The sequence below is a fragment of the Ktedonosporobacter rubrisoli genome, assembly GCF_004208415.1.
Lineage (GTDB): Bacteria > Chloroflexota > Ktedonobacteria > Ktedonobacterales > Ktedonobacteraceae > Ktedonosporobacter > Ktedonosporobacter rubrisoli.
Map to the genome: position 1 here is coordinate 5,564,068 of NZ_CP035758.1, position 26,096 is coordinate 5,590,163.

The following is a 26,096-nucleotide window of genomic DNA, read 5'->3' on the forward strand; positions in this document are numbered from 1 at the left end:
ATTATCTTAATAGAAACAGGCAAATCTCGTATAACGAGTGATCGCTTACGTTAGATAGGAGGGTTTTATGAATTTTGGTCTACTCGCTATCAAGTCACTGGTAATCCTGGCACTCTTATTCCTCTTGTCCCTGGCAGGAGCCGTTACTTTCCCCGTCCTAGCCGTAGTCACAGGCACATCTGCGGTCGGGCTCGTCAATCTGATCTCGCTACTGGTCGCAGTTTTTATTCTCTCTATTCTTGGCAATCTGCTGGGACGAGGGATTAAGGGGCTTAAAAAGCCGATAGAAGCTCTTATTCTGACTTATCTGGGAGCTTTCTTTATGGGGGGCATTCTCTCCCTCTTTACTTATCTCAACGTTCCTTATGCTGCACATATCAATCTCGGCTGGCTGGGAACTAACTGGTATAGCTCCTGGTTAACAATGCTACTGATCGGGACAACGATTATGGTTGTCTTCCTGGTCGGCGAATAAGAGCAGAGCTAGCTGGCGATCCTCTTATTCGCCAGGCTCTCGCGCCTGACGAGCCCAAGAGCGATTTGCCATGCCCATTTTTTTATACAAGAAGACCATATTCAGCATTTCTCCTCCCTCCTGTTTACTTTTTAGAGTGAAGTGGATCAGGCACATTATCTGGTCCACTTCACTCTCTTTTGTGCTGGAAACAGCGAGCAGGCAGCGCCTATTTGTTCCCCTCCTCGGGAGGCAGTTCTTCGACCTGGGGCAAGGGCTGTGGCATGTCGAAGTGCACCCAACTCTCAACAATCTTACCGTTGACGATACGGTCCCTACTGGTTCCCTTAATCGTTTCAGAGCCAGCAACCTGCTTCGGATCGGCTGGTATCGTCATCACTGGCCCAATAGGCGGATTACTCCTGGCCGTGAAATGCGATATAACCTTATCACCTTCAACAGTCTGCTCGCCAACACTGAATTGCAAGTTGGGATAACCACTGAGAAGCCGCGAGACAAGTTGCTTGAAGCCAGCCAATCCCGGTGCCAGACCAGGTGGAACGTCACTATAGTGGTACACGTAGTCTGGCGCGAATAACCCATCGATAAGCTGCAAATTTCTTTTTGTCAAAACTTCTTCATAGTAACGCTTGACCAGTGCTTGATTTGCTTCCATAATATGAACCCCCTTTTCGGTCTGGCAGCACACAATGTGGCCTCTTCGGCTGCCAGCGAATCGTTTTTATAACTCTTTCTCGTAAGCTCAAGTGGCGAAAAGAAAAAATCCTCTCTCCAGGGCAAGCCTTATATAACACGTTGGCAAAGGCGAGGATTGTGTCAAAACAGATGGAGTTCCTCGTACTTCCCTCAACATACAGCTGGGAAACTGGTGCCTTAGCGAGACAATATTGCAAATGAATGACAAGAATTTTGACGATTTTTTGACAAGGCCCTGATCTCAGCGCCCTTCAGGCCCCTTTATCTCTTAAACAGATGCTATAATAAGACAATAAAAGAGAGAACACAGGCTTTGGAAGGAATCTCTACGAGTGCATCGACGAACGCTTTGCAATTATCTCTTGAGTTGTCTCATGGATACGCTATTTCTCTTTAGTAAGCTCACACTCTTCGGCAGGCAAGGATGTATCTGCACAACTCACCGTTGACAACGCGTTCGTTTTTACGTGCTCTCGACAAGCCAGGAGGTCAGAATATGGAGCAACTTCGCCTTTGCACTTCTCAGTCTTTGCATGACGAAAAACAAAAATACACTAGAAATGTGCAGCAAAAATGCTTGCGGATCGTATATGTGAAGAGGCACCTGAAGTTGAGCTGATCGCCGTGATGGTTCCTCCTGATCGCGCTCACGACGATCCCAGCTACCCAGGCCTACGCATCGCATATGCGTCTGACAACTATTTAGCAGTAACTCTAAATAAAAGCTCTTCCTGGTATCGGAACATTTACCTTTAAACATATTGGCATTGTTCATTATTAAGAGAGCTAAATATATTTTTGAGGCAATTTCTAGTAAGCTTCTTCTAGAAGAATATCCGGTAGCAGGCCCTTTGACAGTTCTACTCACGATGGGTAGTTGCTTATTCTTACAGGAGGTACTATGAACTTTGGACAACTAGCTATAAGGTCGGTGTTCATTCTCGTGCTTTTGTTCGTCTTATCCCTGGCAGGCGCTATCACCTTTCCGGTCCTTGCCATCTCCACGACAACCACCGGCCTGGGGATAGTAAATATCCTTTCTCTAATTATTACGATGATTGTGCTGGCTGTCATCGGCTATCTTCTCGGCAGAGGCATACGCAGCATTAAAAAGCCCCTGGAATCGCTTATTCTTACGTATGTAAGCTCTTTCATTCTGGGCGGCGTGCTCGCGCTCTTTACTTACCTCAACGTTCCTTATGCTGCACGTATCAATCTTACCTGGTTAGGAGCCAGCTGGTACAGCCCCTGGTTGGCGGTATTCCTGATTGGCACCACGATTATGATTGTATTTCTGGTTGGCGAGCCGTAAGAGTAGGGGACGCTGGGCCGCTGTGTCCCCTCTTAACTGGAGAGGTTGGCACGAACGCGGCTACCCCCAGCACCACTCTAGAGCTGAATAGAGTAAGCATAAGATAGTCTTCACCTAGAAGAGGAGAAGAGTATAGTCCTTCGTCTAGAGCCATAAATCATGAATATTTTTTCATCTAAAGCAATGCTAATGGGCCACCTACCTTAATTTAGCTGGACTGCGCCAGCTAAAAATCTGTAACGTGGGTATGGAGTTTCGCACAGCAATACTGGAAACATGACGAACTGCTGGCGCTTCGGGGTATTCAGGCACCATGCCAGAATATCGCGTTTGATGGGTGTTCAAACCTGAATGAGCTGGGCCAGAGCATTCGCCAGGTCAACCCGATAGGGATTAAGATTGGGGCCATGGCGCGTAGGGCAGACCCGGTTAGAGAGAAAGACCAGAGCCAGTTGTCTCTCTCTATTGATGAGCAAGGAAGTACCGGTAAAGCCTGTATGCCCAAATGTTGAAGCACTGGCCAGCTCTCCCATAAAGTAGGGAGCATTGATTATCCAGCCCAGCCCAAGGGCTTCATCTGGATCAGGGACACGTACCGTTGTCATAGCCTTGATACTTTCCACACTCAGAATATCTTTGAGTTCGGGGTACAGGAGTAGCTGACAGAAACTTGCAAGATCTTCTATTGTCGAGAACAGGCCTGCATGTCCGGCAATTCCACCCATCGTCCAGGCATTTTCATCGTGCACTTCCCCATGAATTAAGCTCTCTCCACGCCTTGCATATTCGGCAGGAGCGATGCGCGGCTTAAGCTCGGCCGGCGGTCGAAACATTGTATCGCGCATACCAACCGGGCCAAACAAGTATTTCTGTGTGTACTCATGCAGATCCAGGGCGGTAACTACCTGCAGGATCTCACTGAGCAAAATAAAGCTGAGATCGTCATAAAGGCAGGCTGTACCGGGCACAAAGGCTAGCTTCTGGCGATAGATCCCTTCCATAATTTGCTGCTTATCGTAACAAAACTGATAAAGCCTCATGGGTCCAGGCAGGCCCGAGGTGTGAGTAAGCAGGTGTTCAAGCGTAATTGATGCCTTTTGCGGATCGCTGCCAAGCCGGGGCAGATAGTCAATCGCGCGATCGCTCAGCCTTAGTACACCGCGCTCGACAAGCTGCATGATCGCACAGGTTGTGGCAACCACTTTGGTCAAAGAAGCTAAATCGTAGAGTGTCGTAGTCGTCACCGGAACTGGCTCATAGGCCCCATACTGTTGATCAGCTGTTTTGCCATAAGCCGTGCATTTTAAGGTCTCGCCCTGCCAACCTATCCAGAGCGTAGCCCCTGGAAAAGCCCCTGTTTGTATACCTCGCGCAACGATAGCATCTATTTCGCTCAAGATTTGCTTGCGTCTGGCAATTTGCGACATGCATTCCTCCCTTTACGGCCATGCGTTCTTGAGTTCTATTATATGCTAGCCACCACCGGATAGCCTACGCCATAGCTAGACGGCATTGCAGCAGGAAGGGCTTCTTCAGTAAAGGTATTGATCTGTTTCTGAACATAGAAAAGGGGAAGAGGATAGCAACAGCATTAGCTCAGCTGTTCAAATGGTAAGCTTAGGGAGGAAGGCAAGCGGTGCTCACCTTCCTTGAAGAGCGCGACGAGCGGCAATTATATTGAGAGGAGTACCGGCTGTGGCCCTGGCAAACCTAAGGTTTTTGACCTCTACTCAAACCACCTGGTGTGTGGCATCGCTCAGAGTACTCTTCATCTCTACCTCCGGCTGGCGCAAGCGCGGCAAGACGTCCCGCGCGTAGCCCTTTAAGAAGGCCAGCTGATCGGGTCCGGCGGCATGGAAGAAGAGGTAATCAAAGCCTAGATCGAGGTGTTGCCGGGCAAATTTGACATGGGCTTGCGGATCAGATGAGAAACAACCGGTCTTTTTGACAGTATCAGGCCCGATTACTTCGCCATTCTCCTGCGACATGGCCGGTGAGTAGATTTTCTGATCGAAAAGGGCTGGGATATAAGTGCCGGCCCAGTATTTCAATTGCTCCTTAATCGCCGCCTCTATATCTTCTGTATAGGCCACATTCAGTTCGATCATGCGATGCATCTTCGTCGGATCTTTGCCAGCTTCCCTGGCTCCCTGCTCAAAATTCTGCATGATTTGCTTGTAGATTGGTGGTTGCTTCCCGCCAACAGAGATCAGGCCGTCGCCATACTTACCAGCGAAGGCAGCGCTTTGCGGAGAAAGCGTAGAGATATAGATGGGAATAGGAGAGCTTGGCGGCGTATAAAGCTTAGCTTTGCGCGTCTGATAATATTTGCCCTCGTACGTAACCTGTTCGCCACTCCAGAGCGCGCGTATAAGTTCAATTGCTTCTCTCAAGCGCTCCTGGCGCTCTTCATAGCCAGGCCAGAAACCGGTGGCGGCATACTCATTCAAAGCCTCGCCGGTACCAAGCGCCAGAAAGAATCTGCCTGGCGCCAGAGCAGAGACAGTGGCTGCCGCCTGGGCAATAATAGAGGGATGGTAACGCAGAATCGGGCAGGTGACACCCGGTCCCAACTGAATACGGTTAGTACTTGCAGCTGCAGCCCCAAGCCAGGTCCAGGTAAAGCAAGCCTGCCCAGCCTCGCTCCACGGCTGAAAATGGTCGCTTACATCTATCGCATCAAAGCCTGCCTGCTCAGCAGCAATGGCATATTCGAGAAGTTCCTTTGGCGGGTATTGCTCAGGTCCCGCCTTCCAAGCAAGATAAACCATAACACTTTCTCCCTAACTTTTCACTTTTCTTGACGTACTCCGCTTCCAGGCATGTATGAATACAGCAGCGTCAGATATCTCTACACGAAGATGATCTCATATACAGCATCTCGAATGAGCAATACCAATAGTTTCATTGATTTTTCATCAGCTTCTACCTCGCCCAACCAAAGAGAGTCACGTTTTCCTGGCTATTTTCGTGATACTTTCTGATGCACCATACGCGGCGCTTACATCTGGCTAGTGCTTTGTCAGACGTCGTTTGACGCTTGACAATCCCGCCGATTTCACTCATACATAAACCTTGATAGACTGCTAGTCTTATCCAGGCGGCGCAAAATGTACATGCAGATAGGCTTATCTGTTTCTAGCTCTGTTCTCTCTATCCACACGAGATGGATTGGCAATAAAGGTTTTGTCTTAAGAGTGGCATTAAATGGGAGTGTGTTTTATGCCCAGCAACATTACAGCTTATGAGTGGCAATTAAATGGGAGCGCACATATCGCCTATCAAACTAACGATAATCATATTCGTGAGTTAGTAGGACGATCGGACGGGACCTGGCGTGATATGGATATTACACGCACCACTCGTGCGCCCACCCTGGAGAACGCAATTATGACCGGCTATGGCTGGCCAGAAGGTCGTACTCACCAGGTCACCTACGTTAGCCCTACGGGTGATGGCCATATTCATGAGCTTGTTCAGCTACACAACCATCCCTGGAGCTATGAGGATCTGATGATGCAGCCAACGGGAGCGCCACCTTCTGATGGAATGACCCTGGCAGCTTATAGCCAGAAAGCCGATGGCACGAAGCATGTCATATATACGGCGCGCGATGGCCACATTCATGAATTAGCCGTTGGCCTGACCGGCACCTGGCAACACACCAACCTTACCAGAGAGACGCCAGGAGCACCGCCGTCTGAGGGGGATGCTCTTTGCGCTTTCTCCTGGGCCACGGGGCGCTCGCAACACGTGGTTTATCTCAGCGGTGATGGACACATACACGAGCTCATAAAGGTTGACGGTGGACCACGACAGCATAGCGATCTTACGGAGATCGCACAAGCTCCTCCTGCAGTCGGCAATACGCTTATCGGCTACGCTTGGGAGCGCGGCGCCCGCAAGCAGGTTGTGTATATGGGCAACAACGGCAACATTTATGAGTTAAGCGCGGGGCTTGATAATGCCTGGACTTATACCGATCTTATGAGCCAGACAGGTGCGCCGCTGGCCGCCGGCTCGGCTCTCTCTGCCTTTGCCTGGGAGACAGGCAATACTAAACAAGTTGTCTATGTTGCAGAAAATCAGCGCGTTCAGGAGCTTCAAATGGACCAGGCGGGTCAGTGGAAACATAGAGATCTGATGCAACAGGTTACGAATGCGCCCAGCGCCAGCAATACACTGATTGCCGGTTATGAGTGGAGTTCGCAGTTTGCTAAACAGATCATCTATCTTGACAGGCGGGAGAATCCACATATTCATTCCTTAGTTTTCAAACACGGGGGCATCTGGCAATATTCCGACCTTACTAGCCTGGCTGGCGCTCCAGCCCTGGTATAGGAAGCGACAAGAAGGGCAGGTCACGCTGGCGATATAGCTCACAATAGACACAATAAGCCAGCCTTTCCCGTAAAATTTTGAGGGCAACGCAAGGGCTCTGGAAGCTGAATATTGAGCATCCAGAGCCCTTTTTCACGGCCAGCTTTCATCGGGTGAGGCCGATTTTAGGGCCGGCATACTGCTTGTAGTTTTGTACTGGGCCACCAGCAGATGAAGCATTGTAGCCAGATTGTCAACGATACGTTCAGCCATGGAAAGCACAAAGACTAGATCCGGATTCGTGCCCTCAACCTCACTATTAGCCCGCTTCATCTCCTCAAGCAGGCGGCGAGCTCTATCTAACTTCGGCGGCTTCTCTGTCATTTTATTCTCGCGTACCATGCCGATCACAGAGCCCAGGAGGACATCAACCTCGTCGGCAAAAGGTCTGAGCGCCGGAATTGCATAATGGGCAGGGATGTTATGCAAATAAGCTTCAAGGGCCAGCAGGCTGCGGGCAATCCCATCAGAGCTCAGAAGTAAGCCACGTGCGATGCCGGGATCAATGCGCTGCTGCACTGGCTCAGTCAGGGCCCGCTCAACCGAAGCGCCGGCATTTGAATAGGCCAGGCGAGATTCGAGGCGCAAGTGCTGCAACTCGCCCATACTGATGCTCCCCGGATCAGCATAGGCTTTCATCACTCCCGCTAAATAGCGCCGCTGGACATCAAGGCGCTCGGCCACATTAAACGGTACGCGGGCCCTTTCCCAGGTCGGCCAGAGGGTATAGATCAACATAGCCAATATCCCACCGATCACCGTATCAGTTATGCGCCCCAGGATATTTGTAAAGGTGTGAGGATCGACAAAAGTAATGAGAATGATAGCTTCTGCCGTCACAAAGGAAGAGAAAAGCGCATAGCTGGCCATAAGCACTGAGAAAGCCAGAAAAGCCGCAATGGCGTCAAGAAGGGCCAGAATAATGTGCGAGGGTTGCAGGATAGTAATGATCACTGTAGTTAATGCGGCCCCAAGGATAGTGCCAAGGGAACGCGCAGCACCACGCGTAAACGTGGCCGAGAAATCGGGCTTAAGCACCAGCGCAGTGGTCAGGGGAATCCAGTAGCCACGAGTCAGAGGAAAGATATGATAGAGTGCTGTCGCAATGGCCAATCCCACGGCCAGACGAATAGCATGGCGGCAGGTAGTTGAGCGCAAAGTGAGATTAGCACGCAATATCTCTAGCGGATCGCGCTGACCAACTATAATGCGCCGCGTTCCCTCGGGTAACAGATCGTTCTTCGCCTCCTGCCATAAGCGCGCAATATCCTCAGCCTTGCGTAAATCTCGCAGCAGGGCCTCATAATGCGGCAAGGTCTGTTGCAACAGATTTCCTTCATCTTCAGACGTGGCCTTTTTCAGTTCACTTATCGCTTCTTCCATGCGCCAATAAGGCTCGGTCAGGGCTTCTGAAGCTCGTGTGCGTTTGATATCATCGGCTATCTTGCACAATATAGTCGAGGCAGCGTTGAGAATGCGCTCCAACTGTTGTATCGCGTTAACCTGAGCCTCGCCCTCATTTTTCAAATACCGACGTATGCTCACGAGCACAACCAGATTCAGGCGGATATGCTCGGCCAGTTCTAACAGGCTATCGAAGGCTCTGGCCTTCGGATTGCGCAAGCTGCTATCAGCAATAGTGTCAACGGCCTTAAGCAGGGAGCCACGAGCCCGCTGATTGATCGCCGAATCCGCAGGGTCCTCCACATAATCAGCGATTGCGCGATAGACAGCCGAAAGCGTGGCACGCTCCGGGCCAAATCTGTACCAGGGATAAGGAATAATGGCCAGCAAGGTCTGAAAGAGCGCCCCGACGAGCATCAAGAAGGCCTGGCCCAGAGCCAGCGCGGGAGGCAGGGCAAAATGCGAAAGAATGATCAGAGCAATCATCGACTGCAGGCCGATGATCATACCGGTCTGACTAATCGCTACGAGCATACCGGCGCCAAATCCCCATATGCCCGCGACCAGGATCGCCAGCCAGCTTATATCTCCTGTAATCCCTCCGACAAAGGCAGAAATAGCTATCCCCAGGCTAGCAAAAAGCATGGCTTTAGTACGCGCGCGATAGGTATAGGTCAGCCCGATAGCTCCCACGCCGACTGCCCCACCGGCGATAGATACGCCTGCGACTATATGGCCGGTTGCTATACCTAAAATAAGGGGGAGCACAAAGCCGATAGTACTGCGCAGGGAAGCGGCCAGGGTAAGTTGCGAGCGATCCACACGCACAGCCTCGCGCCAGGCCCGCATAAGGGCGCTTATCCAGGATACTACATGGGCTTTTAGGCCACCTGGCGGCACTTGCTTGCTACCATCAGGCAAATCTCCCGTTCGAGACGTTTTCTCCATCTTTTTCCTGAAATATGCATATATTCTATTTCTGCTCTGCCCCACAATCTCACTACCTGTAAATTACAGATGTGCCAGGTGCTATCAATGATCCAGGGCACATAGTAGTAATATGGCACAAAAGCAAGGAACGCAAGCCTGCCGAGCAAGCCGCGTTCCCAATACTCTCAACAGCTTACCACCCGGTATTTCCAGGGGCTGCAGTTATAAAGAGACGGTTATACTCAGCAGGGAGCTGCGCTAATATGTCGTCAATCTCCCCTTTCGAGACAGCTGTCTGCAGAACACCGATCACGGCTTGAGCATGGTGCGTCGCATCCTGTAGATTTGCTCCTTCGCGATCGCTCACGCGCAGGTAAAATTCATCAAGCGGAAAGCGCTCGCCAAGGCCGGGCAATCCAGACAGCGTGTACTGAGCCAGTTGAGGAGGAAGCTGTGAGGCTAAATCCTTTGCTTCCCCTCCAGCCAAGCGTTCGCCCAACGTCTGTAGAGTCGCGCGGGTGGCGCGCTCTGCATCACCACGTGAGCTGAGATGAGCACGATGTTGAACCTGTCCAATAAACGCATCGTGATCCATATATACCTCCTCACAAAAGCTTACTCATCAGCAGCCGGTGAGCTTGCAGGTGGACACGTTCCTCACATGGATGCTCGAATGTGCCCTAGCTAACAAGCATTTTCTGATGATAGAGATCGGCCAAATGTTGCTCTTCTTTGGCAAGCGTAACCTCCATGCGATCAAGGATATCCACGCTTGCCGGATCGGTCAAAGAGTTACAGAGACGATAGACATTGATAATGCGCGCCTGCAAGTGATCTAGCACGTGGAGCAATATCAGCTCTTTATCATGCAATTGCTTCCAGTCCTGCTGGGCCGCCGAGGCTCCATCGGCCGCCGATGGCTGCACAGGAGCGCCAAAATCCTGCAGGCGAGCTGTGAGCTCCTGGATGTGCTGTTGGGCATCTGTACAAAGTTGCTGAAAGACAGTCTTTAGTTCCTCATCAGCGGCTTTCTGTGCATGCCGCTCACACATAGCCAGGCCATAACGCTCGCCCATCTGCACGCTATTAAGCGCTTCGACGATCAGCGTTTTACTGCTTCCGCCCCACTGTTCGGCAAGTTGCCACCCTTCAGTCTGCAACTTACCCTCATCTGGTAAGCGCATATTGGCAGGTTTCAGGTTGAGCCGATTTAGCAAGGTCGTCACGAAAAAAGGCAGGTCGCCGGGACGGCGCGCGGTCAGCAAGTTATCATCGGCGACAAGCTGCTCATCCAGGTAATGGGCTCCTGCGTTCTGCAGATCCTTGCGAATCGAACGGAAACAGGTAGCGCGTCTTCCGCGCAAGAGGTTTGCCTCTATCAATAGCTGGGGGCCGCGCTCAATCGCCGCCAGAAGTTTTCCCTGTTGGGCTGCACGTTGCACAAAGCGCACAGTCTTCATATCTGTACGCATGCTATCGGGCGCCAGGCCGCCAGGAATGATGATGGCCTCAAAGGCATCAGGAAACGCTTCTGTCGTGCTGGCTTGTGAGGTAATTGAGGTCTCTCCCCACCTGCCCGTATACTTCACATGCCGGCGCGAACCGAGCACTACGAGCTCTGCCCCAGCCTGTTTGAGGGCGTTATAGGGAACGAGAAACTCTGTATCCGCGAAATCGCTATCGACAAGAATCGCCACGCGCCCTTTACGCATTTGCCTATTCGTCTCCATGTTACTCACCGCCATTCGCTAACATTTTCAAGCCGATATCCACACCGCAGTACACGCTGTGACCCTGGCAAAGGCTACAACACTTCAAGCTTCCTGGGGCAAGCATACAGACAAGCAAAGATGCCTGCGTTTTCCGCCAGGCGCGATCTGCACGCGGCAAAGGTTCTGGCTGATCTTTCCTGTCACCTCTCGCCCTGTCAAAGCGTGTATTACAAATCTACTCTTAACATGAGACTGGCCAGCCGGTCAATTCCGCACAACTAGAGGAAGCTGGCCAGCCGGTCGAGCAAGCTTATTGGTGCCAGGATTTACGCTTACGCAGCAATATAGCTGAGGCTCAAAGAGGGAATGAATTGCTGACGTCTGTTGTTATTACTCAAAGCTACGATGCGATTGAGCGAGCCATCGTCGAGGCCTTACACACATCTACAAAGTTTAAAGCGCTTATCCGGGGGAAATTGCAGCTGTAAAGCCTGACAGAGCAAGCAAAGTTTTTACAAGAAAGGTGTATGGGAAAGAGCCAACAGAGCATGCAGAAAAATCAAAAAAGATGGGTAGCCTGGAATATATTCACCCATCCATGTGTTCTTGTAAATGAGACAGGCGAAATTCTACAAGATTGATACCTGATTACCCTTATCTTCACAATCAATGTTTCATCTCTTCTGTTCACAGAGCATCATCTCCCAGCGTCATGAGTCACTTATGCGCTATATATTGATGCATGTTTGCTAACTGGAAGCATATCTAGCCTTGAAAGGAGGGGAGCGGCTCTTAAGGCAAGAGCCGCTTCACCTTGAGACAGTCACTATGCCAAATACCACACTACCAACAATGAACAATCCACTAGAAATTCGAGAGCATCTTCCATCCTTCACACCGTTTGGAGACATCCCGGTACACGGGCAGCAGGGCCCAGATTCCCCAACGATGAACGAAGATATGCGCATGGCCTTTCCGGGATCGGGAATACTCGATATCGCCGAAGGCGGATTTGGGCTCCTGCGCAAAGAGCGCTACCTGCCAGGACCACAGGATATCTACATATCCGCCTCACAGATCCGGCGCTTCGGCTTACGCCCTGGCGATCTCGTCGCGGGCCTGATTCGACCGCCAAAGGATCACGAGCAGTACGCCGGAATGCTGCGCGTCGAGAGCGTAAACGGCCTTGATCCTGAAGTTGCTAAACGTCGTCCGCACTTTGATGCCCTGACCCCCGTTTTCCCGCGCGAACAATTCAACCTGGAGACCGATCCGGCCAACCTCTCGGGTCGCCTTATCAACTTGATTGCTCCCATTGGCCGTGGTCAGCGTGGCCTGATCGTTGCTCCACCTAAAGCCGGTAAGACGGTTTTGCTCAAGTCTATTGCCAACTCCATCGCCAAGAACCACCCTGACGCCTACTTACTTATTGCCCTCATTGGTGAGCGCCCTGAAGAGGTGACTGACCTCAAGCGCTCAGTACAGGCTGAAGTTATCAGCTCTACCTTCGATGAGCCAACCTATGCCCACACCTATCTCTCAGAGATGGTCCTGGAACGCGCCAAACGGCTGGTTGAGGGCGGGCGCGACGTGATTATCTTGCTGGATAGTCTGACGCGCTTGAGCCGGGCATATAATCTTGCAGTTGAGCCCAGCGGCCGTAGCCTCTCTGGCGGCCTTGATCCAAGCGCGCTGGTCCAACCCAAGCGCTTCTTTGGCGCTGCGCGTAAGCTTGATGAGGGCGGTAGCCTGACGATCATCGCCACTGTGCTCGTAGATACGGGGAGCCGCATGGACGATGTTATCTATGAGGAGTTCAAGGGGACTGGCAATATGGAGCTAGTGCTCCAGCGCAAGCTCGCCGAGCGACGCATCTTCCCGGCCATCGACGTGGTGCTCTCTAGCACGCGTCGCGAAGAACTGCTCTACGATCCACAAACCTATCGCGCAGTTATCGTTATGCGCAGGATGTTCGCGGCCCTGGCCGAGCAGCAAGGATTGGAAGCAATGGAAGCTCTGCTCCAACAGATGTCTAAAACCGAGAACAATATGGAATTTCTGGCCACGCTCTCAAAACGCATGGCCTGATCAAGCCTACAATGTAAGCTCGAATAGAGCAAAGGGTGCCGCGATTTGCTGATTTGCGGCACCCTTTCTTTGTGCGAACTGGCAGCAAAAGGACGAGCCAAAGGCTTTCTAGACGGCAGCAAGATGTTGGGGTTTTGAGCCAGCTTCTGCCAGGGCAGCCAATCTTGCCGCAGTATCTGTTCCCGGTACCGGTGTGTCTACAATCATTTGCAAGCCGGGATAAGCTGCAAGCTGGAAGGTTGTTGTCTCCAAAAAGAGCGAGCCCACGCGAGGATGTTCGAGCTGTCGTGGGCAAGGCTTGCATCCCTGTAGAGCATAACGCGGCCACCACGCGCGAAACTCGGGGCTTGCCTCTTCCAGTTCGGAGGTAAGCTGTGTTAACCAGGCCTCTCCAATAAAGCGCTGCGTGCTAATCCGAAAGGAGGCCAGAGCATGTTGTGCTTCTGCTTCCCAATTGACGAACAGCTCACGTTGCCGCCGATCAGTAAAGAACAGCCAGATAAGATTACGTTCCCGCTCCGCGAGCGCCCCAAAGTCGGCATACACCCGCGCAGCTGCCTGATTCCAGGCAATGACATCCCAACGCGGGCAGAGCACATAGGCAGGATGAACACCCATCGTCTCAAGAATGAGCTGGAGAGCTGGGGTAACTGTTGGCGTCGCAGGAAAGGGAGTGACCGGAATCTGTTCCCGCGCCAGAATATAAAGATGGACTTTCTCGTCTTCGTTGAGCTGCAGAACACGGGCCAGGCTTTCCAATACCGGAGCCGAGACGGTAATATCCCGTCCTTGCTCTAGCCAGGTATACCAGGTCACGCCTACCCCCACAAGCAGGGCTAGCTCTTCGCGCGCAGTCCTGGCGTTCGGCGGCGCTTTCCCTCGGGAAAGCCAACCTGACTGGGGGAAATACGCTGGCGCCGGGTTCGTAAAAATCTGGCTAATTCTGCTCTTCGCTCCTGTTCATCCATTGCATTCGTCCTATCCTATTAATTTATATACCAGCATAATTTGGCTCCTGGTTCCATCTTTATGCTCATTGCATAATTCTAGCACACCTAAAAATACTTTTGGGCTTATGTACAAAGCCTTGACATGATGCTAGAACTTTCTATGCAAATAAAGGAGCCTACCATGAGTTCTCAACAAATCGTTCTTGTCACAGGCAGCAACAGCGGCTTTGGCCGCCGAATAGTTGAAACCCTGGCCCGGCAGGGTCATAGAGTTTTCGCTTCTATGCGTGCGATCAATGGACGCAACGCCTCAGCCGCAACTGAATTACGTGATCTTGCGCAACGGGAACACCTCGCGCTTTCAGTTCTCAACCTTGATGTGACTGACGAGGCCTCAGTCAAGCAGGCAGTTCAGACAGTGCTGGAACAGGCTGGACGCCTTGATGTTGTTGTCAACAATGCAGGTGTAACCTCAGCCGGAATCACCGAAGGATATACGCTTGAGCAGGCCCGGGCGCATATGGATGTCAACTTCTTTGGCCCCCTGAAGGTGGACCGTGCGGTTCTTCCCCGCATGCGTCAGCAGCGCAATGGACTGCTGATCCATATGAGCTCGCTCTCCGGGGGACTGGTTACCCCGTTTATAGCACTATACAGTGCCAGCAAGGCGGCTCTCGAAGCCTTAGCCGAAACCTATCACTATGAACTTGCTCCACTTGGCATCGAATCGATCATTATAGAACCTGGCATATTCGCCACCGAGCTCCTGAAGAGTCAGCAAGATCCCCAGGATCAGGAGAGGCTGGCTAGTTATGGAGCGCTCAAGGATATTCCGGCTCAGATACTGCGCAATACGGCAGCAATGCAGGAAGGGCCAGTTGCCCAGGATCCACAGATTGTGGCTGATGTGGTGGCCAATCTCATCACCCAGCCACGCGGAACGCGTTCACTGCGCACTATCCCAGGGGCATATGACTCAGGCTTAACTACGCTCAACGAAGCGAAAGCCCAGGCCCAACGAGCCTTGCTTGAAAGCATGGGACTGACCGAAGCGCTTGCCTTCAGGATACCCGAGGCAAGCACGTCAGAAAAATAAGAGGGCAGCGACACAGGGGGCACACATTTGCTGTATGCATTTTGCGCTCCCTGGCGTGTTCTTAGCAGAGCGGAAAATCATAAGTTTGTTGGATGTAATAGAAATGGGAACGTTTTATGTCAAACATCGAACAGATTCTGCAGGCGAGAACAGCGCCTTTTACTCTCATCAATCTGCACACAGCGATTACGACCTGCGGCCAGGAATATCTGTTACAGGGTGGGCATCCACTGACCCTGCTGGCCCCTTACGATAGAGCCTTCGAGAAGCTGCGCGCGCAAGAGGATCTCCCCTTGTTTGGAAATGTCACAATGCTGAGCAGACTGGTCCAATACCATGTCATTCCCTTAAAGTTAACGCTCGATGATATGCGAAAGGCTGCCACTCCTGCGGAGGATGGCGGTAAGGAAGATGGGAAGAACACGTTGCTCTTACCCACAGTCTCCGGCCAAACGCTGACTATCGAACTCTCGACAGCACCGCATATCGGGGACGCCCACATCATCGAAGCCGATATTGAAGCCGAGAATGGCATAATCCATATCATCGACACTATTCTCTGGCCACCCGGCTTGAGCAAAGAAATCCCCTTGGGTGCGCAATCTCCGGGCAGACCAGCTCACGATTGATGAGTTCTCATAGCAGGCGGCGAAACAAATGGCGTAAGTTCGAGATGGCAGGAGTTGTTCTTTCAGGATAAACAAGAATTTCTTTCGCCTTCTTGCAGCAGTTCGCGTAGGCGCTGGGCATTGCGAATGGCATACCCATGAGGATCGTTATTGAAGTAGATATAGAGATCCCGCCCGTGACTACTCGCGCGCGCCAACCTTCTGGCCCAGAAATTCAGTTCGTCCTCGCTCAAGCCAATACTATGGGCACCATGATGGAAGCGTACATAGTCGAATGAGCCAATGGTGGGCAGATCAAGCGGCGTGGGACATGAGCCACCAACGGCGATAGCCAGGGCCAGACCCGTTTTGTCAAGGATGCTACGCAGCTGCTCAGGATTCTCTCCTTGAAACCAGGTAGCGTCGCGCACCTCAAAGGCAGCCAGATGGTGAGGAGGCAGCGAGGCTACGAATTGGGCAAGGCGCGACGGATTAGCATGCCAGTGCGGTGGAAGCTGATAGAGAAACGGGCCAAGCAGTTCACCCAGGCCCTGGGCCGCCGTATAGAGCCGGCTCACGCCTTCCTCCACATTCTGTAGCTTTTTCATATGCGTGATATAACGGCTGGCCTTGACGGCGCAGCAAAAGCCCGGGTGCTCCCACAGCTGCTCACGCCAGGTACAGAATTGCTCACGCGTGGGCAAGCGATAAAAACTGCGATTAATCTCCACGGTTGGAAAGTGACGAGCATAATATGCGAGATACTCGCTCGCCGCCAGCTCGGGCGGGTAGAAACTCCCCACCCAGTGCGGATATACCCAGCCCGAAGTCCCTATGCGAATCATATGCGCTCCTCACCCCACAACACGACTATAAGAAAGCATTTCAGCCTCTATGAAGTAGTATCACGAGCCCTGGCCGGCTGTCAAGAGAAAGACGATAGCGGCCGCAGACATCAATAGCGTCGCGATCCAGCCCAGAAAGTTGAGCCAGAAGCCATTCGTTTTGTCGCCCATCACCTTGCGATTATTCGCAATGAGCATAATCACGAGCATCAACGGCGGGGCCAGCAGACCATTAATGAGCGCGGTCCAGAAAAGAGCGGCAATTGGATTAAAGCCAAAAAAGTTGATAAGCATGCCCAACAGAGTAGACAGTGCGATAACTATATAAAAGCGTCGCGCCTGATGCGGCTTTTTATTTAGCCCGCCGGGCCACTCAAAAGCCTCGGCCATCACATAGGCCGATGATCCGGTCAAAATCGGGACGGCCAGCATACCGCTTCCAATCAGGCCCAGGGCTAAGAGAATGCTAGCGCCATTGCCTGCCAGAGGGCGTAAAGCCAGAGCCACATCTGTCGCCGAAGGAACTTGCGTTTTCCCGGCCTTGAAGAGCGTAGCAGCTGTGGTCAGTATGATAAAATACATGACCAGGTTCGAGAAGAGCATGCCAATATCCACATCCCAGGCCGCATGGCGCAATTGCCTGGCGGTCGTCCCGCGGCGCTGCAAGATTGAATGTTTCTGTTTACTTTCCTGATCCTCAACCTCCGAACTGGCCTGCCAGAAGAACAGGTACGGCGAGATGGTAGTGCCCAAAATGGCAACCAGCGTCGAGAGAAAGTTAGCGTTCAACTGGATGGTCGGCACAAAGGTTCCTTTGAGCACAGCTAACATATCCGGCTTAACAAAGAAAGCTGTCGCAATATAGGCAAGTAGCGAAAGCGTTAACCACTTGAAGATGCGCGTAATCAAACGATAGGAGCCCCAGATCTGCAGACCAACCAGAGCCAGGGCTGTTGGTATCACAAAGAAGACAGCTGGAATAGGAACCAGCAGATTGATCGCAGCAGCAATCGCCCCAATATCGGCGCCCGCATTAATGGTGTTGGCAATAACTAGCCCACATACGATGGGATAGAGCAGCCAGCGTGCATAGTGCTTTCGCACTACGCCAGCCAGGCCCATACCGCTTACCAGCCCTATGCGTGCACAAATCACCTGCACGGCAGCCATCAGGGGAAAGGTGATCAGAGCTGTCCAGAGCGTGGCAAAGCCGAACCCAGCTCCTGCCGTGCTGTAAGTTCCAATACCAGAGGGGTCGTCATCAGAAGAGCCGGTAATCAGGCCAGGACCAAGCACCTGCAAGGCCTTTCTTAGCAGATGCCAGACACGTTTCATCCTTTTTTACTCCTAATACATGTTTATGTGACCCTATAAGGTCTTCCGATTGTAACTTCCTCTCGCATGTGGGGAGAAAACGGACCTTTTAAGGCCCGCATGGGGAAACCGGAAATGAGATTAATTCTCTACTTTGAATACGTAATAAAGCCAGCGAAGGAGTCAGGCGCGTCCTTGCCCTACGGTAACTCTTGCTTATCTGATCTAGCTTTGTACATTGTTCTATCTCTACCTGGCAGTACAACAGAGAACAAGACTAAGAGCTTCGATCACAAGCTTGTCTGTAAACCAGCCTTGTGGAAAACTGAGCTGGCTGGCTTACCTACTGCCTCCCGGCAGCAAACTCAATCAGAATATGTTACTATATTTTTAGCGACAAGAGGTAAGATAGAGCTCTTCTATAGAAAAGAGTATATTCTCCCAGGAAAGCTCATACGAAGCAAGATACTCCCGCTAGAACTACGGCAATATTCAGGATAGAAGAAGTTAAAGTCAAATTTTTGCCTGAGTCAATCAGAGAAGTGGAGTTCTACGATGACATCAACAACTGCGCACAATAATCTGCTCATCGGCCAGTCTGGCGGAGCAACTGCGGTCATTAACGCAAGCGTGGTTGGAGCATTTGAAGCTGCTTGCGCTGATGCACGTATTGATGAGATTTACGGTATGCACAATGGCATTGAGGGCTTCCTCAGGGAGGATCTTCTAGATCTACGCAAACAGCCACCGGATCTCTGGCACCGCTTGCTCTATACGCCAGGGGCAGCCCTGGGTTCTTGTCGCTACAAGCTTACGGAAGATGATCAGGCCAGGCTGATTGAGCTCCTACGCTGCTATCATATTCGTTATCTTGTTTATATTGGCGGAAACGATTCGGCCGACACTGTTCATCGCCTGGCTCAGGCAGCGCAACACAGCGGCTATGAGCTCGGGGCTGTCAGCATTCCCAAGACTATTGATAATGATTTGCCCTGCACCGATCATACCCTGGGCTATGGCAGCGCGGCGCGCTTTATCGCCCAGGCTGTGCTAGACTCAACACTTAACATGCGCTCCCTACCTGAGCTGGCGCCTGCGGTAAAGGTGATCGAGACGCAGGGGCGCGATTCCGGCTGGCTGGTGGCAGCCTCTACGCTCGGCAAGCACAAAGCTAGCGATCCGCCCCATATGCTGCTTGTGCCGGAGCAAGCTTTTGTGCAGGAGCAGTTCTTAGAACAACTTGAAGAGATTTATCGCCGTCTGGGCTACGCGGTTGTGGTGACCTCGGAGGCACTCCGCGATGCAGCGGGCCAGCCAGTAGGCGAGACGGACCCCACAGCAGCTGATGCCTTTGGCCATCCTCTCTTCTATGGAGCCGCCTCTACACTGGCCAAAATCATTAAGCAGCGACTCCATGTGCGCGCCCATAGCGAAAGCTACGGAGATTTACAATGGAGTAGCATCTCACGCATAGATCGCGAGGAAGCTCAGCTGGCCGGAAAGGAAGCTATAGAGCAATTGTTAGAAGGCGAGAGCGACAAGATGATTACGCTCATCCGTGAGAAGCACGTCCCTTATCAATGCCACCTGGGAACTGTTGAGCTATCTAGAGTAGCCAATCTGCAGCGCCCCCTTCCCGCTGAATATCTAGATACAACAACAAAAATGACGACGCGCGCCTTCCAGGACTACGCCCAGCCTTTGCTAGGCAGCCCGTTGCCCGACTATCCTCAACTCAGCTAGTTTGGAAGACTATACGCGGCAACACTCCACAAAGAAAAAAGCCAGAGCAGAAAGCCCATCAAAATAAATGCTTAGCCCTCTGCACATTCTTTGGTATTCTCTACCTGATCAGCACGATGCGAGATCTGATGGCCTCACCAAGCGTTACGACTGGTGGCTAATCAACAGCGCGCCCTTTCCGCGGAATATCTGAACACAAGAACCAAATTGATGACGCGCCTTCCAGCACTACGCCAGATCTTTGCTATTAATAATAATAGCAATCAGTTCAATAGAGCCCTATCTGTATCATACGCAACTATATTAGCATAGAGCATGTTTATTAATCTAATATATGCTTATAGTTAAAAGTCTTTACCAACCTATCACACCCATTTATTATTCTAGCCCATATATCAATATAATTAATCACAAATATTTCTTACATCTTACAACCTATAAATCTATATTAGCATGGTTAATTCTTTTATTTACTATATAACGTTTTTATTCTTCTCAACCTTGGCATTAATTTTAGCATATGATACTCTTATTATATCATTAAATTAGGGAAGTGTATTATGCAGCTTTCACAGATTGTTTGCCTGTTAATAGATGTTTACTTTGGATTAGCATTAGGAATCGCAGGACTAATCAAAATAAACAACTATGCATCTTTTATCCATATCCTTCAACATCATTACAGATTTCCCAAATGGATCTCTAACACACTAGGAAAAGTATTTCCTTGGATTGAAATTTTTCTTGCAATTTCGCTCTTGGTACCTCTTCCACTCTATAGGCTGATTGTTACGTGGAGTATAATCTTCATTTTTCTCTTATTTCTTCTTTGCAAGATTGTATTAATCCGAAGAAGTCACCTGCAATCTAATTGTGGCTGTTATGGCGAGATTACACGCAAACAAAATGTGTTGGAAAGCACTCTGACTCTCATCATACAGATTGCAGCTCTCTCTTTCCTTCTCTTTCTCATCTACACTGCTCCATCCCCTCTATGGCAGTGCTACCTGATGGGGTTTGGGCTGCTTATCGGATCTTATATTTGGTTTTTGTTCCAAATATGGAAGCGGCGACAAGCTTTACTAGCTCAAAGTAATTAGCTTTCTTATTCTGCTGTATTCAGAGAGGAGGAATACACTTGATGCAGATGAAACGACCGAGCAATCTCTTGAAGCACCAGCTGCTGATACGGTTATACACACATCCCTAGCAAGCAAATAAGCTCAGTAGCATCTACTCTTTTGTTGAATACCCTTTCCGGCTACACTTTCTGCTCTAACGATGTCCTTTGGAGAATTTGACAATATTTTGCTAAGGAAGGAAGTTCCACATGAAAGATGAGCAACATAAGCCCGGGATAAGCGGATTATCTCGGCGTACTCTGGTAAAGACCGTAGCAGGTCTCTTTGCCTTTATACCGGCAGGAGCGTATCTTGCAAACCCACATAATGCATTTGCGTATAATCCTACGTATGTTCCATGCGCAGATTCTGATCAAGTCACTTGTCATTGGGAAAGTGTATGTGCAGATCCGTATTGTAGAGGACAAAAAACAATATGGGAATTTGAACTTTGTTCTGACGACCGTAATGGAAAAACTGTCCATCATATCAAAACCCGCCCGTCGATACAGGAAATGCATGCTAACTACAGATCAGCTTAACTTCAAAAGGCTTAAGACAGCTGTGATGGCTTTGCAGCATTTACCTAAATTTTTGCCAAGGAGATATGGATATGCCCAAGCAAAATTTTACCCTCGGAACTTCTAGTGTCTTTGATTCTCAAGCACAAACAGACCGTCCGATTAAGTTATTTCTAACTGTATATGATGTAGCACCTCAAGATTGGATTGATCAAACACATCCACGAACTGGTGTCCTGCTTCCACGGCCCATGACCATCGGCGAATATAAACAGCTTTGGAATAACCAGCTCCAAGGGTCCTTATCCCACCCTTTAGCTAAAGGTGAGAACTTCCTATTTGATCTTAGCCCCTGGGCAAACTTACCTGATGATACCTATCTAATGATGGAGTGGACGTTTGAAGTGATTCATCCGTCATCTTCTGAAAAGTAAACAAGGCCCCTTAGCCAGACCCTAAGCACCTGAAGAAAGTGCTAACAACATATATTTGTGAGAGACTGAGAGACATCAGCCTCTCACAGGCAATCTTCAGCAAAAAAACTGAACAAAAAGACTTGCCCAATACACTTGTCCCTATCCCTGACCCCTGAGGGATCGAGGGCAACTAGTTCAAAGATGTGTCTATACCTTACAGTAAAAAATAGGTAGTTATCCTATTGATTTCTTTCTGCTCACACTGGATACTTCTAATGACATCAGTCTTCCCATTTCATGCTACAAAGGAGGTCATAAACACGTGACAAAAGGAGCTACGTTCCTGCATGTACGCCCTTTTTTCTGGCTGCTTCTTGCTATCGCCTGCGCGATCACAATAACGCTGGCAGTACTCGTGAAGACCGATCCCCCGGCCTCCATGCAGGTGCATTTAGAGCAACAACAGCCGCTGGTTAACGAAACAACAGGGCTCAAAGTATATCTTACCGATACGCAAGGCTTACCCATCCAGCAAGCCCAGGCCATGGTAAGTACGAACATGACGAATATGGATATGGGAGAAAATTTGCAGCCGCTTATGCCTAAGGGCGACGGAAGCTACGAAACGCTATTCCGCCCTTCGATGTCGGGTCCCTGGTCGCTGACGATTACTGTCCACGCGCATGGCTTTGAGCCTCTACACCAGACAATCTTTGTGCAGGTCGTCTAATATCAATTCCAGACCACTCTACCTGCCAGGCAGCCAGATACTTTGCTCTATGCATTCCACAAACAGGAGGTGCAGGCAAGACCACGTTTAGCCGGTCTCGCGCTACACCTCACTCCATGCAATGGGCAGCCTCAATCTGTTTATTGATAGCCTAGTCCCATTGCAGGGTCGCGGCCGATTTATACTCGGTGACACGGGTCTCAAAGAAGTTCTTTTCTTTGCTCAGGTCCATGGTCTCGCTCATCCAGGGGAAGGGATGGGAAGCATGGTAGAGTGCGGGCAAGCCGATGCGCTCCAGGCGCCGGTCGGCAATATGCTGAACGTAGTGGCGAAAGGCCTCGGCGTTCAAGCCCAATATTCCCTGCGGCAAGCAATCTTGAGCATAGGCAATCTCCAGCTCTACAGCTTCCTTGATCAGCTCGCTGATATGCTGCTTGAAAGTTGGCGTCCAAACATCTGGATTCTCGGCCTTGATCCCATTGATCAGATCAATACCAAAGTTCAGATGAATGGTCTCGTCGCGCAAGATATACTGGAATTGCTCACCAACACCGGTCATGAGGTTGCGTCGATGGAAGGAGAGCATCATCACAAAGCCGCTATAGAAAAAGATGCCTTCCATGATGACGTAGTAGCCGATCAGATTTTTGAGGAAGGTCTGAATTCCCTCGGGGGTCTCCGTGGAAAAGTTGGGATCAAGCAGAGCTGAGGTGAGCTTCATCTCAAAGTCGTCTTTGCGCGCAATGGCGGGGATATCGTGGTACATCCCAAAGACTTCGCGCTCATTGAGCCCCAGGCTCTCAACGATGTAGAGGAAGGCGTGCGTATGCACGGCCTCCTCAAAGGCCTGGCGTAGCAGATACTGACGGCACTCGGCATTGGTTATCTGCTTAAAGATGGAGAGCACAAGGTTGTTGCCCACCAGGCTCTCAGCGGTGGCAAAAAAGCCAAGGTTGCGCATGATGACCAGGCGCTCATTGGCGCTTAGCGTGCTTGAACGCCAGATCTCGATATCCCTGGCCATTGGCACTTCGGTGGGCATCCAATGATTGGCGCAGCCATTGAGATAGTGCTCCCAGGCCCATTTATACTTTAAGGGCATTAGCTGATTGACATCGACCGACGAGCCGTTGATGAGTCTCTTTTGTGCCCCCGGCGTCTGCGCTTCTTCAAATTCAAGGTTCATCCTTATTTCTCTTCTTTCCCTTTGCTGTCTCGCTCAAGCCTTACTGACATGCTTCACAATCTTCACCAAGGTTACAGGCCAACACTTCGCGCGCAACCTGGACCTCACTCGATGGGCTGGCATTCTTCATCCAGCGCGGCTGAATGCCCCAGCGATTGATATCCACAGTGGACTTCTCGACCTGGGTAGCCGCTAATGTGCGCAGATAATAGGTGGTCTTAAGGCCTTTTTTCCAGGCGAGCATGTAGGTCTCGTGCAGCTTTTTTCCGCTAGGCTCACTGAGATAGAGATTGAGCGACTGCCCCATATCGATCCATTTCTGGCGACGGCTCGCGCTCTCGATCAGCCAGGAGGGTTCCATCTCAAAAGCTGTCAGGTAGCGCTGTTTCAAGGGCTCGGGCAGCCCGGGAATATCCTGTAGCGAGCCATCGTAGTACTTAAGGGCCTCAAGCAGATCAGGCCCCCAGAGTCCGGCCTGCTTCAAATCCTGAACCAGGAAGGTATTGATCGTGATGAACTCGCCTGAGAGGTTACTTCTTACGTGCAAGTTCTTGTAGGTTGGCTCTATCGACTGGCTGACGCCGGCAATCGTGGCAATGGTTGCGGTCGGGGCGATGGCCATCACATTGCTGTTGCGCATGCCATGCTGACGCACTTGGGCGCGCACGACATCCCAATCAAGGGTACTTGAGCGATCCATCTCGACGGCTTCGCCGCGCTCGGCCTGCAACAGTTCGATGCTATCAAGAGGAAGAAGGCCGCGCTGCCACTTGGAGCCCTCGTAGCTGCTATAGGTCCCCCGCTCGGCGGCTAATTGGGTTGAGGCCAGGATGGCATAATAGGCTATCGCTTCCATGCTGCGATCGGCAAACTCTACAGCCTGCTCGCTGGCATAGCTCATGCCAAGCTTATAGAGGGCGTCCTGGAAGCCCATCATGCCTAGACCCACGGGACGATGGCGGGCATTGGCGTTACGCGCTTCTGGCGTGGGATAGAAGTTAATGTCGATGACGTTATCAAGCATGCGCACTGCCGTGCTCACGGTCTTTTGCAGGCGCTGCAGATCAGTTGCACCATCGGCAATATGCGCCGAGAGATTGATCGAGCCAAGGTTACAGACGGCAGTCTCTTCGGCCGAGGTATTGAGCAGGATCTCGGTACAAAGATTGCTGCTATGCACGACACCCTTGTGATCCTGGGGCGAGCGCACGTTCGAGGGATCTTTCCAGGTGAGCCAGGGATGGCCGGTCTCGAAGAGGCGCGTAAGCATCTTGCGCCAGAGCTCAACGGCTGGCATGCGCTTGAAGAGCTTGAGCTTGCCCTCGTCGGCCAGGCGCTCATATTCGCAGTAGCGGCGGGCAAAGGCTTCTCCATAGAGATCATGCAGATCGGCAACATCGTTGGGACTGAAGAGGGTCCAGCTTTCGCCTCGCTGCACACGCTGCATAAACAGGTCGGAGATCCAGCAGCCTGTGTTCATATCATGGGTGCGCCGGCGATCGTCACCGGTATTCTTGCGCAGATCCAGGAAGTCTTCTATATCCAGATGCCAGTTTTCCAGATAGGCACAAACCGCACCTTTACGCTTGCCACCCTGGTTTACGGCGACAGCTGTATCGTTGGCAACCTTCAGGAAGGGTACGACGCCCTGGCTCTTGCCGTTTGTACCCCGGATATGGGCGCCTAGAGCGCGCACATTCGTCCAGTCGTTGCCAAGACCACCTGCCCACTTGGAGAGCTGGGCGTTATCCTGAAAAGACTTGAAGATGTGCTGCAGGTCGTCCTGAATCGTGGTGAGATAGCAGGAAGAGAGCTGCGGATGGCACGTTCCTGCGTTGAAGAGGGTCGGCGTCGCCGGGGTGAAATAAAATTGGGAAATAGTCTCGTAGAACTCGATGGCTCGCGCCTCTTTGTGCTCTTCGTTGAGGGCAAGCCCCATCGCTACACGCATCCAAAGAAGCTGAGGCAGTTCTATGCGCTGCCCATCGCTCTGCAGAAGATAGCGATCATAGAGCGTCTGCAGGCCGGGATAGCTGAAGAGCAAATCGCGCTCGGGTCTGATGGCCTGGACCAGGACGGAAAGGTCATAAGAGAGGAGCCGCTCGTCTAGCAGGCCTGCCGCTATACCTTGCTCAAAGTAACGTGACCACTGCTGCTTGTAGACGCTGCTGAGACTAGACAAACGCATGTCCTGTGGATAGTTTGCCCGTAGCGCTTCTTTGTAGAGCGAGATCAGTAAGAGGCGCGCTGCGACAAAGGTATATTCCGGCTCCAGCTCGATAAGTGAGCGCGCCGCCATGATCATGGCTTGCCAGCACTCGGCATCGGATAAGCCGCTATAAATGCTTGACTTGACCTCTTTTAGCAGGCGAGCTGCATCGATATCCGCTCCGCAATCGCGGCACACTTCGTCTAGAATGTGCCTGATGTTTTCGCCCTTACTTAGCTCTTGAGAGCGCGTTGCTACATACACCGCATCGTCTTGAACAAGTCCTACCGCAGGCTCTTTTTGTTGCAACATCTCTAAATATTCCTCTAATCCTGAAAATTGTTAAAAGTTATCTATTGC

At 51.2% G+C, this 26,096-nt stretch carries 22 protein-coding genes; 10 read left to right on the plus strand and 12 right to left on the minus strand.

All coding sequences use genetic code 11. From position 1 onward, the window contains the following. The first annotated feature begins 67 nt into the window (after positions 1-67). A complete protein-coding gene (locus tag EPA93_RS24195) occupies positions 68-475 on the plus strand; it encodes a hypothetical protein (RefSeq protein ID WP_129889967.1) in 408 nt (135 codons plus the stop codon). A gap of 208 nt (positions 476-683) precedes the next feature. Here EPA93_RS24195 and EPA93_RS24200 read toward each other — a convergent pair whose 3' ends face one another. Next, positions 684-1,130 carry an ester cyclase gene (locus tag EPA93_RS24200; protein ID WP_129889968.1) on the minus strand — a complete coding sequence of 149 codons (447 nt, stop codon included), beginning with the start codon at positions 1,128-1,130 and terminating at the stop codon, positions 684-686. A gap of 942 nt (positions 1,131-2,072) precedes the next feature. Between EPA93_RS24200 and EPA93_RS24205 the strand changes: the two genes are divergently transcribed. After that, entirely contained in the window at positions 2,073-2,483 is a 411-nt protein-coding gene (locus tag EPA93_RS24205; protein WP_129889969.1) for a hypothetical protein, read from the plus strand. Between the two features lie 341 nt (positions 2,484-2,824). Here the strand turns inward: EPA93_RS24205 and EPA93_RS24210 are convergent, their stop codons facing one another. Both EPA93_RS24210 and EPA93_RS24215 read right to left on the minus strand, forming a co-directional pair. Further along, positions 2,825-3,910, minus strand: coding sequence for a serine hydrolase domain-containing protein (locus EPA93_RS24210; protein WP_129889970.1), 1,086 nt, complete (start codon positions 3,908-3,910; stop codon positions 2,825-2,827). 303 nt (positions 3,911-4,213) lie between these two features. Further along, positions 4,214-5,254, minus strand: a complete 1,041-nt coding sequence (locus tag EPA93_RS24215) for a TIGR03557 family F420-dependent LLM class oxidoreductase (RefSeq protein ID WP_129889971.1) — start codon at positions 5,252-5,254, stop codon at positions 4,214-4,216. Between the two features lie 451 nt (positions 5,255-5,705). Here EPA93_RS24215 and EPA93_RS24220 point away from each other — a divergent pair, with 451 nt between their 5' ends. Next, positions 5,706-6,824, plus strand: a complete 1,119-nt coding sequence (locus EPA93_RS24220; RefSeq protein WP_129889972.1) for a hypothetical protein — start codon at positions 5,706-5,708, stop codon at positions 6,822-6,824. 132 nt (positions 6,825-6,956) lie between these two features. Here EPA93_RS24220 and EPA93_RS24225 read toward each other — a convergent pair whose 3' ends face one another. The 3 genes from EPA93_RS24225 to EPA93_RS24235 form a co-directional block, all read right to left on the minus strand. Beyond that, positions 6,957-9,215: an FUSC family protein gene (locus EPA93_RS24225; protein ID WP_129889973.1), complete on the minus strand. Its 2,259-nt coding sequence runs from the start codon at positions 9,213-9,215 to the stop codon at positions 6,957-6,959. Between the two features lie 175 nt (positions 9,216-9,390). Continuing rightward, a complete protein-coding gene (locus tag EPA93_RS24230) occupies positions 9,391-9,792 on the minus strand; it encodes a DUF2267 domain-containing protein (RefSeq protein WP_129889974.1) in 402 nt (133 codons plus the stop codon). Between the two features lie 85 nt (positions 9,793-9,877). Next, positions 9,878-10,927, minus strand: coding sequence for a DJ-1/PfpI/YhbO family deglycase/protease (locus tag EPA93_RS24235; protein ID WP_129889975.1), 1,050 nt, complete (start codon positions 10,925-10,927; stop codon positions 9,878-9,880). Positions 10,928-11,737: 810 nt separating this feature from the next. Between EPA93_RS24235 and rho the strand changes: the two genes are divergently transcribed. Then, entirely contained in the window at positions 11,738-12,997 is a 1,260-nt protein-coding gene (gene rho, locus EPA93_RS24240) for a transcription termination factor Rho (RefSeq protein ID WP_129889976.1), read from the plus strand. A 108-nt stretch (positions 12,998-13,105) separates the two neighbouring features. On the opposite strand, the gene EPA93_RS24245 is transcribed toward rho, so the two are convergent. Both EPA93_RS24245 and EPA93_RS50470 read right to left on the minus strand, forming a co-directional pair. Then, on the minus strand, positions 13,106-13,825 hold the full coding sequence (locus EPA93_RS24245) for a helix-turn-helix transcriptional regulator (protein ID WP_165423359.1): 720 nt from the start codon (positions 13,823-13,825) through the stop codon (positions 13,106-13,108). An 8-nt stretch (positions 13,826-13,833) separates the two neighbouring features. After that, positions 13,834-13,965: a hypothetical protein gene (locus EPA93_RS50470; protein WP_277988944.1), complete on the minus strand. Its 132-nt coding sequence runs from the start codon at positions 13,963-13,965 to the stop codon at positions 13,834-13,836. Between the two features lie 163 nt (positions 13,966-14,128). Between EPA93_RS50470 and EPA93_RS24250 the strand changes: the two genes are divergently transcribed. Both EPA93_RS24250 and EPA93_RS24255 read left to right on the plus strand, forming a co-directional pair. Then, positions 14,129-15,043, plus strand: a complete 915-nt coding sequence (locus EPA93_RS24250; protein ID WP_129889978.1) for an SDR family oxidoreductase — start codon at positions 14,129-14,131, stop codon at positions 15,041-15,043. A gap of 116 nt (positions 15,044-15,159) precedes the next feature. Further along, on the plus strand, positions 15,160-15,672 hold the full coding sequence (locus tag EPA93_RS24255) for a fasciclin domain-containing protein (protein ID WP_129889979.1): 513 nt from the start codon (positions 15,160-15,162) through the stop codon (positions 15,670-15,672). Between the two features lie 62 nt (positions 15,673-15,734). Here EPA93_RS24255 and EPA93_RS24260 read toward each other — a convergent pair whose 3' ends face one another. Beyond that, positions 15,735-16,496, minus strand: coding sequence for a DUF72 domain-containing protein (locus EPA93_RS24260; RefSeq protein ID WP_129889980.1), 762 nt, complete (start codon positions 16,494-16,496; stop codon positions 15,735-15,737). A gap of 60 nt (positions 16,497-16,556) precedes the next feature. Beyond that, complete coding sequence (locus EPA93_RS24265) at positions 16,557-17,831, minus strand: NRAMP family divalent metal transporter (RefSeq protein ID WP_129889981.1); 1,275 nt, start codon at positions 17,829-17,831, stop codon at positions 16,557-16,559. A 534-nt stretch (positions 17,832-18,365) separates the two neighbouring features. On the opposite strand from EPA93_RS24265, the gene EPA93_RS24270 reads away from it, so the two are divergent. The 4 genes from EPA93_RS24270 (at position 18,366) to EPA93_RS24285 (ending at position 22,341) form a co-directional block, all read left to right on the plus strand. Continuing rightward, positions 18,366-19,553, plus strand: a complete 1,188-nt coding sequence (locus tag EPA93_RS24270; RefSeq protein ID WP_129889982.1) for a diphosphate--fructose-6-phosphate 1-phosphotransferase — start codon at positions 18,366-18,368, stop codon at positions 19,551-19,553. Positions 19,554-20,113: 560 nt separating this feature from the next. Next, positions 20,114-20,653: a MauE/DoxX family redox-associated membrane protein gene (locus EPA93_RS51045; protein WP_129889983.1), complete on the plus strand. Its 540-nt coding sequence runs from the start codon at positions 20,114-20,116 to the stop codon at positions 20,651-20,653. A 634-nt stretch (positions 20,654-21,287) separates the two neighbouring features. Further along, positions 21,288-21,629: a hypothetical protein gene (locus EPA93_RS24280; RefSeq protein ID WP_129889984.1), complete on the plus strand. Its 342-nt coding sequence runs from the start codon at positions 21,288-21,290 to the stop codon at positions 21,627-21,629. Between the two features lie 304 nt (positions 21,630-21,933). Next, positions 21,934-22,341 carry a FixH family protein gene (locus tag EPA93_RS24285; RefSeq protein ID WP_129889985.1) on the plus strand — a complete coding sequence of 136 codons (408 nt, stop codon included), beginning with the start codon at positions 21,934-21,936 and terminating at the stop codon, positions 22,339-22,341. Between the two features lie 151 nt (positions 22,342-22,492). On the opposite strand, the gene EPA93_RS24290 is transcribed toward EPA93_RS24285, so the two are convergent. Both EPA93_RS24290 and EPA93_RS24295 read right to left on the minus strand, forming a co-directional pair. Continuing rightward, on the minus strand, positions 22,493-23,527 hold the full coding sequence (locus EPA93_RS24290; protein ID WP_129889986.1) for a ribonucleotide-diphosphate reductase subunit beta: 1,035 nt from the start codon (positions 23,525-23,527) through the stop codon (positions 22,493-22,495). A gap of 40 nt (positions 23,528-23,567) precedes the next feature. Then, on the minus strand, positions 23,568-26,000 hold the full coding sequence (locus EPA93_RS24295; protein WP_422877895.1) for a ribonucleoside-diphosphate reductase subunit alpha: 2,433 nt from the start codon (positions 25,998-26,000) through the stop codon (positions 23,568-23,570). Positions 26,001-26,096: the final 96 nt, after the last annotated feature.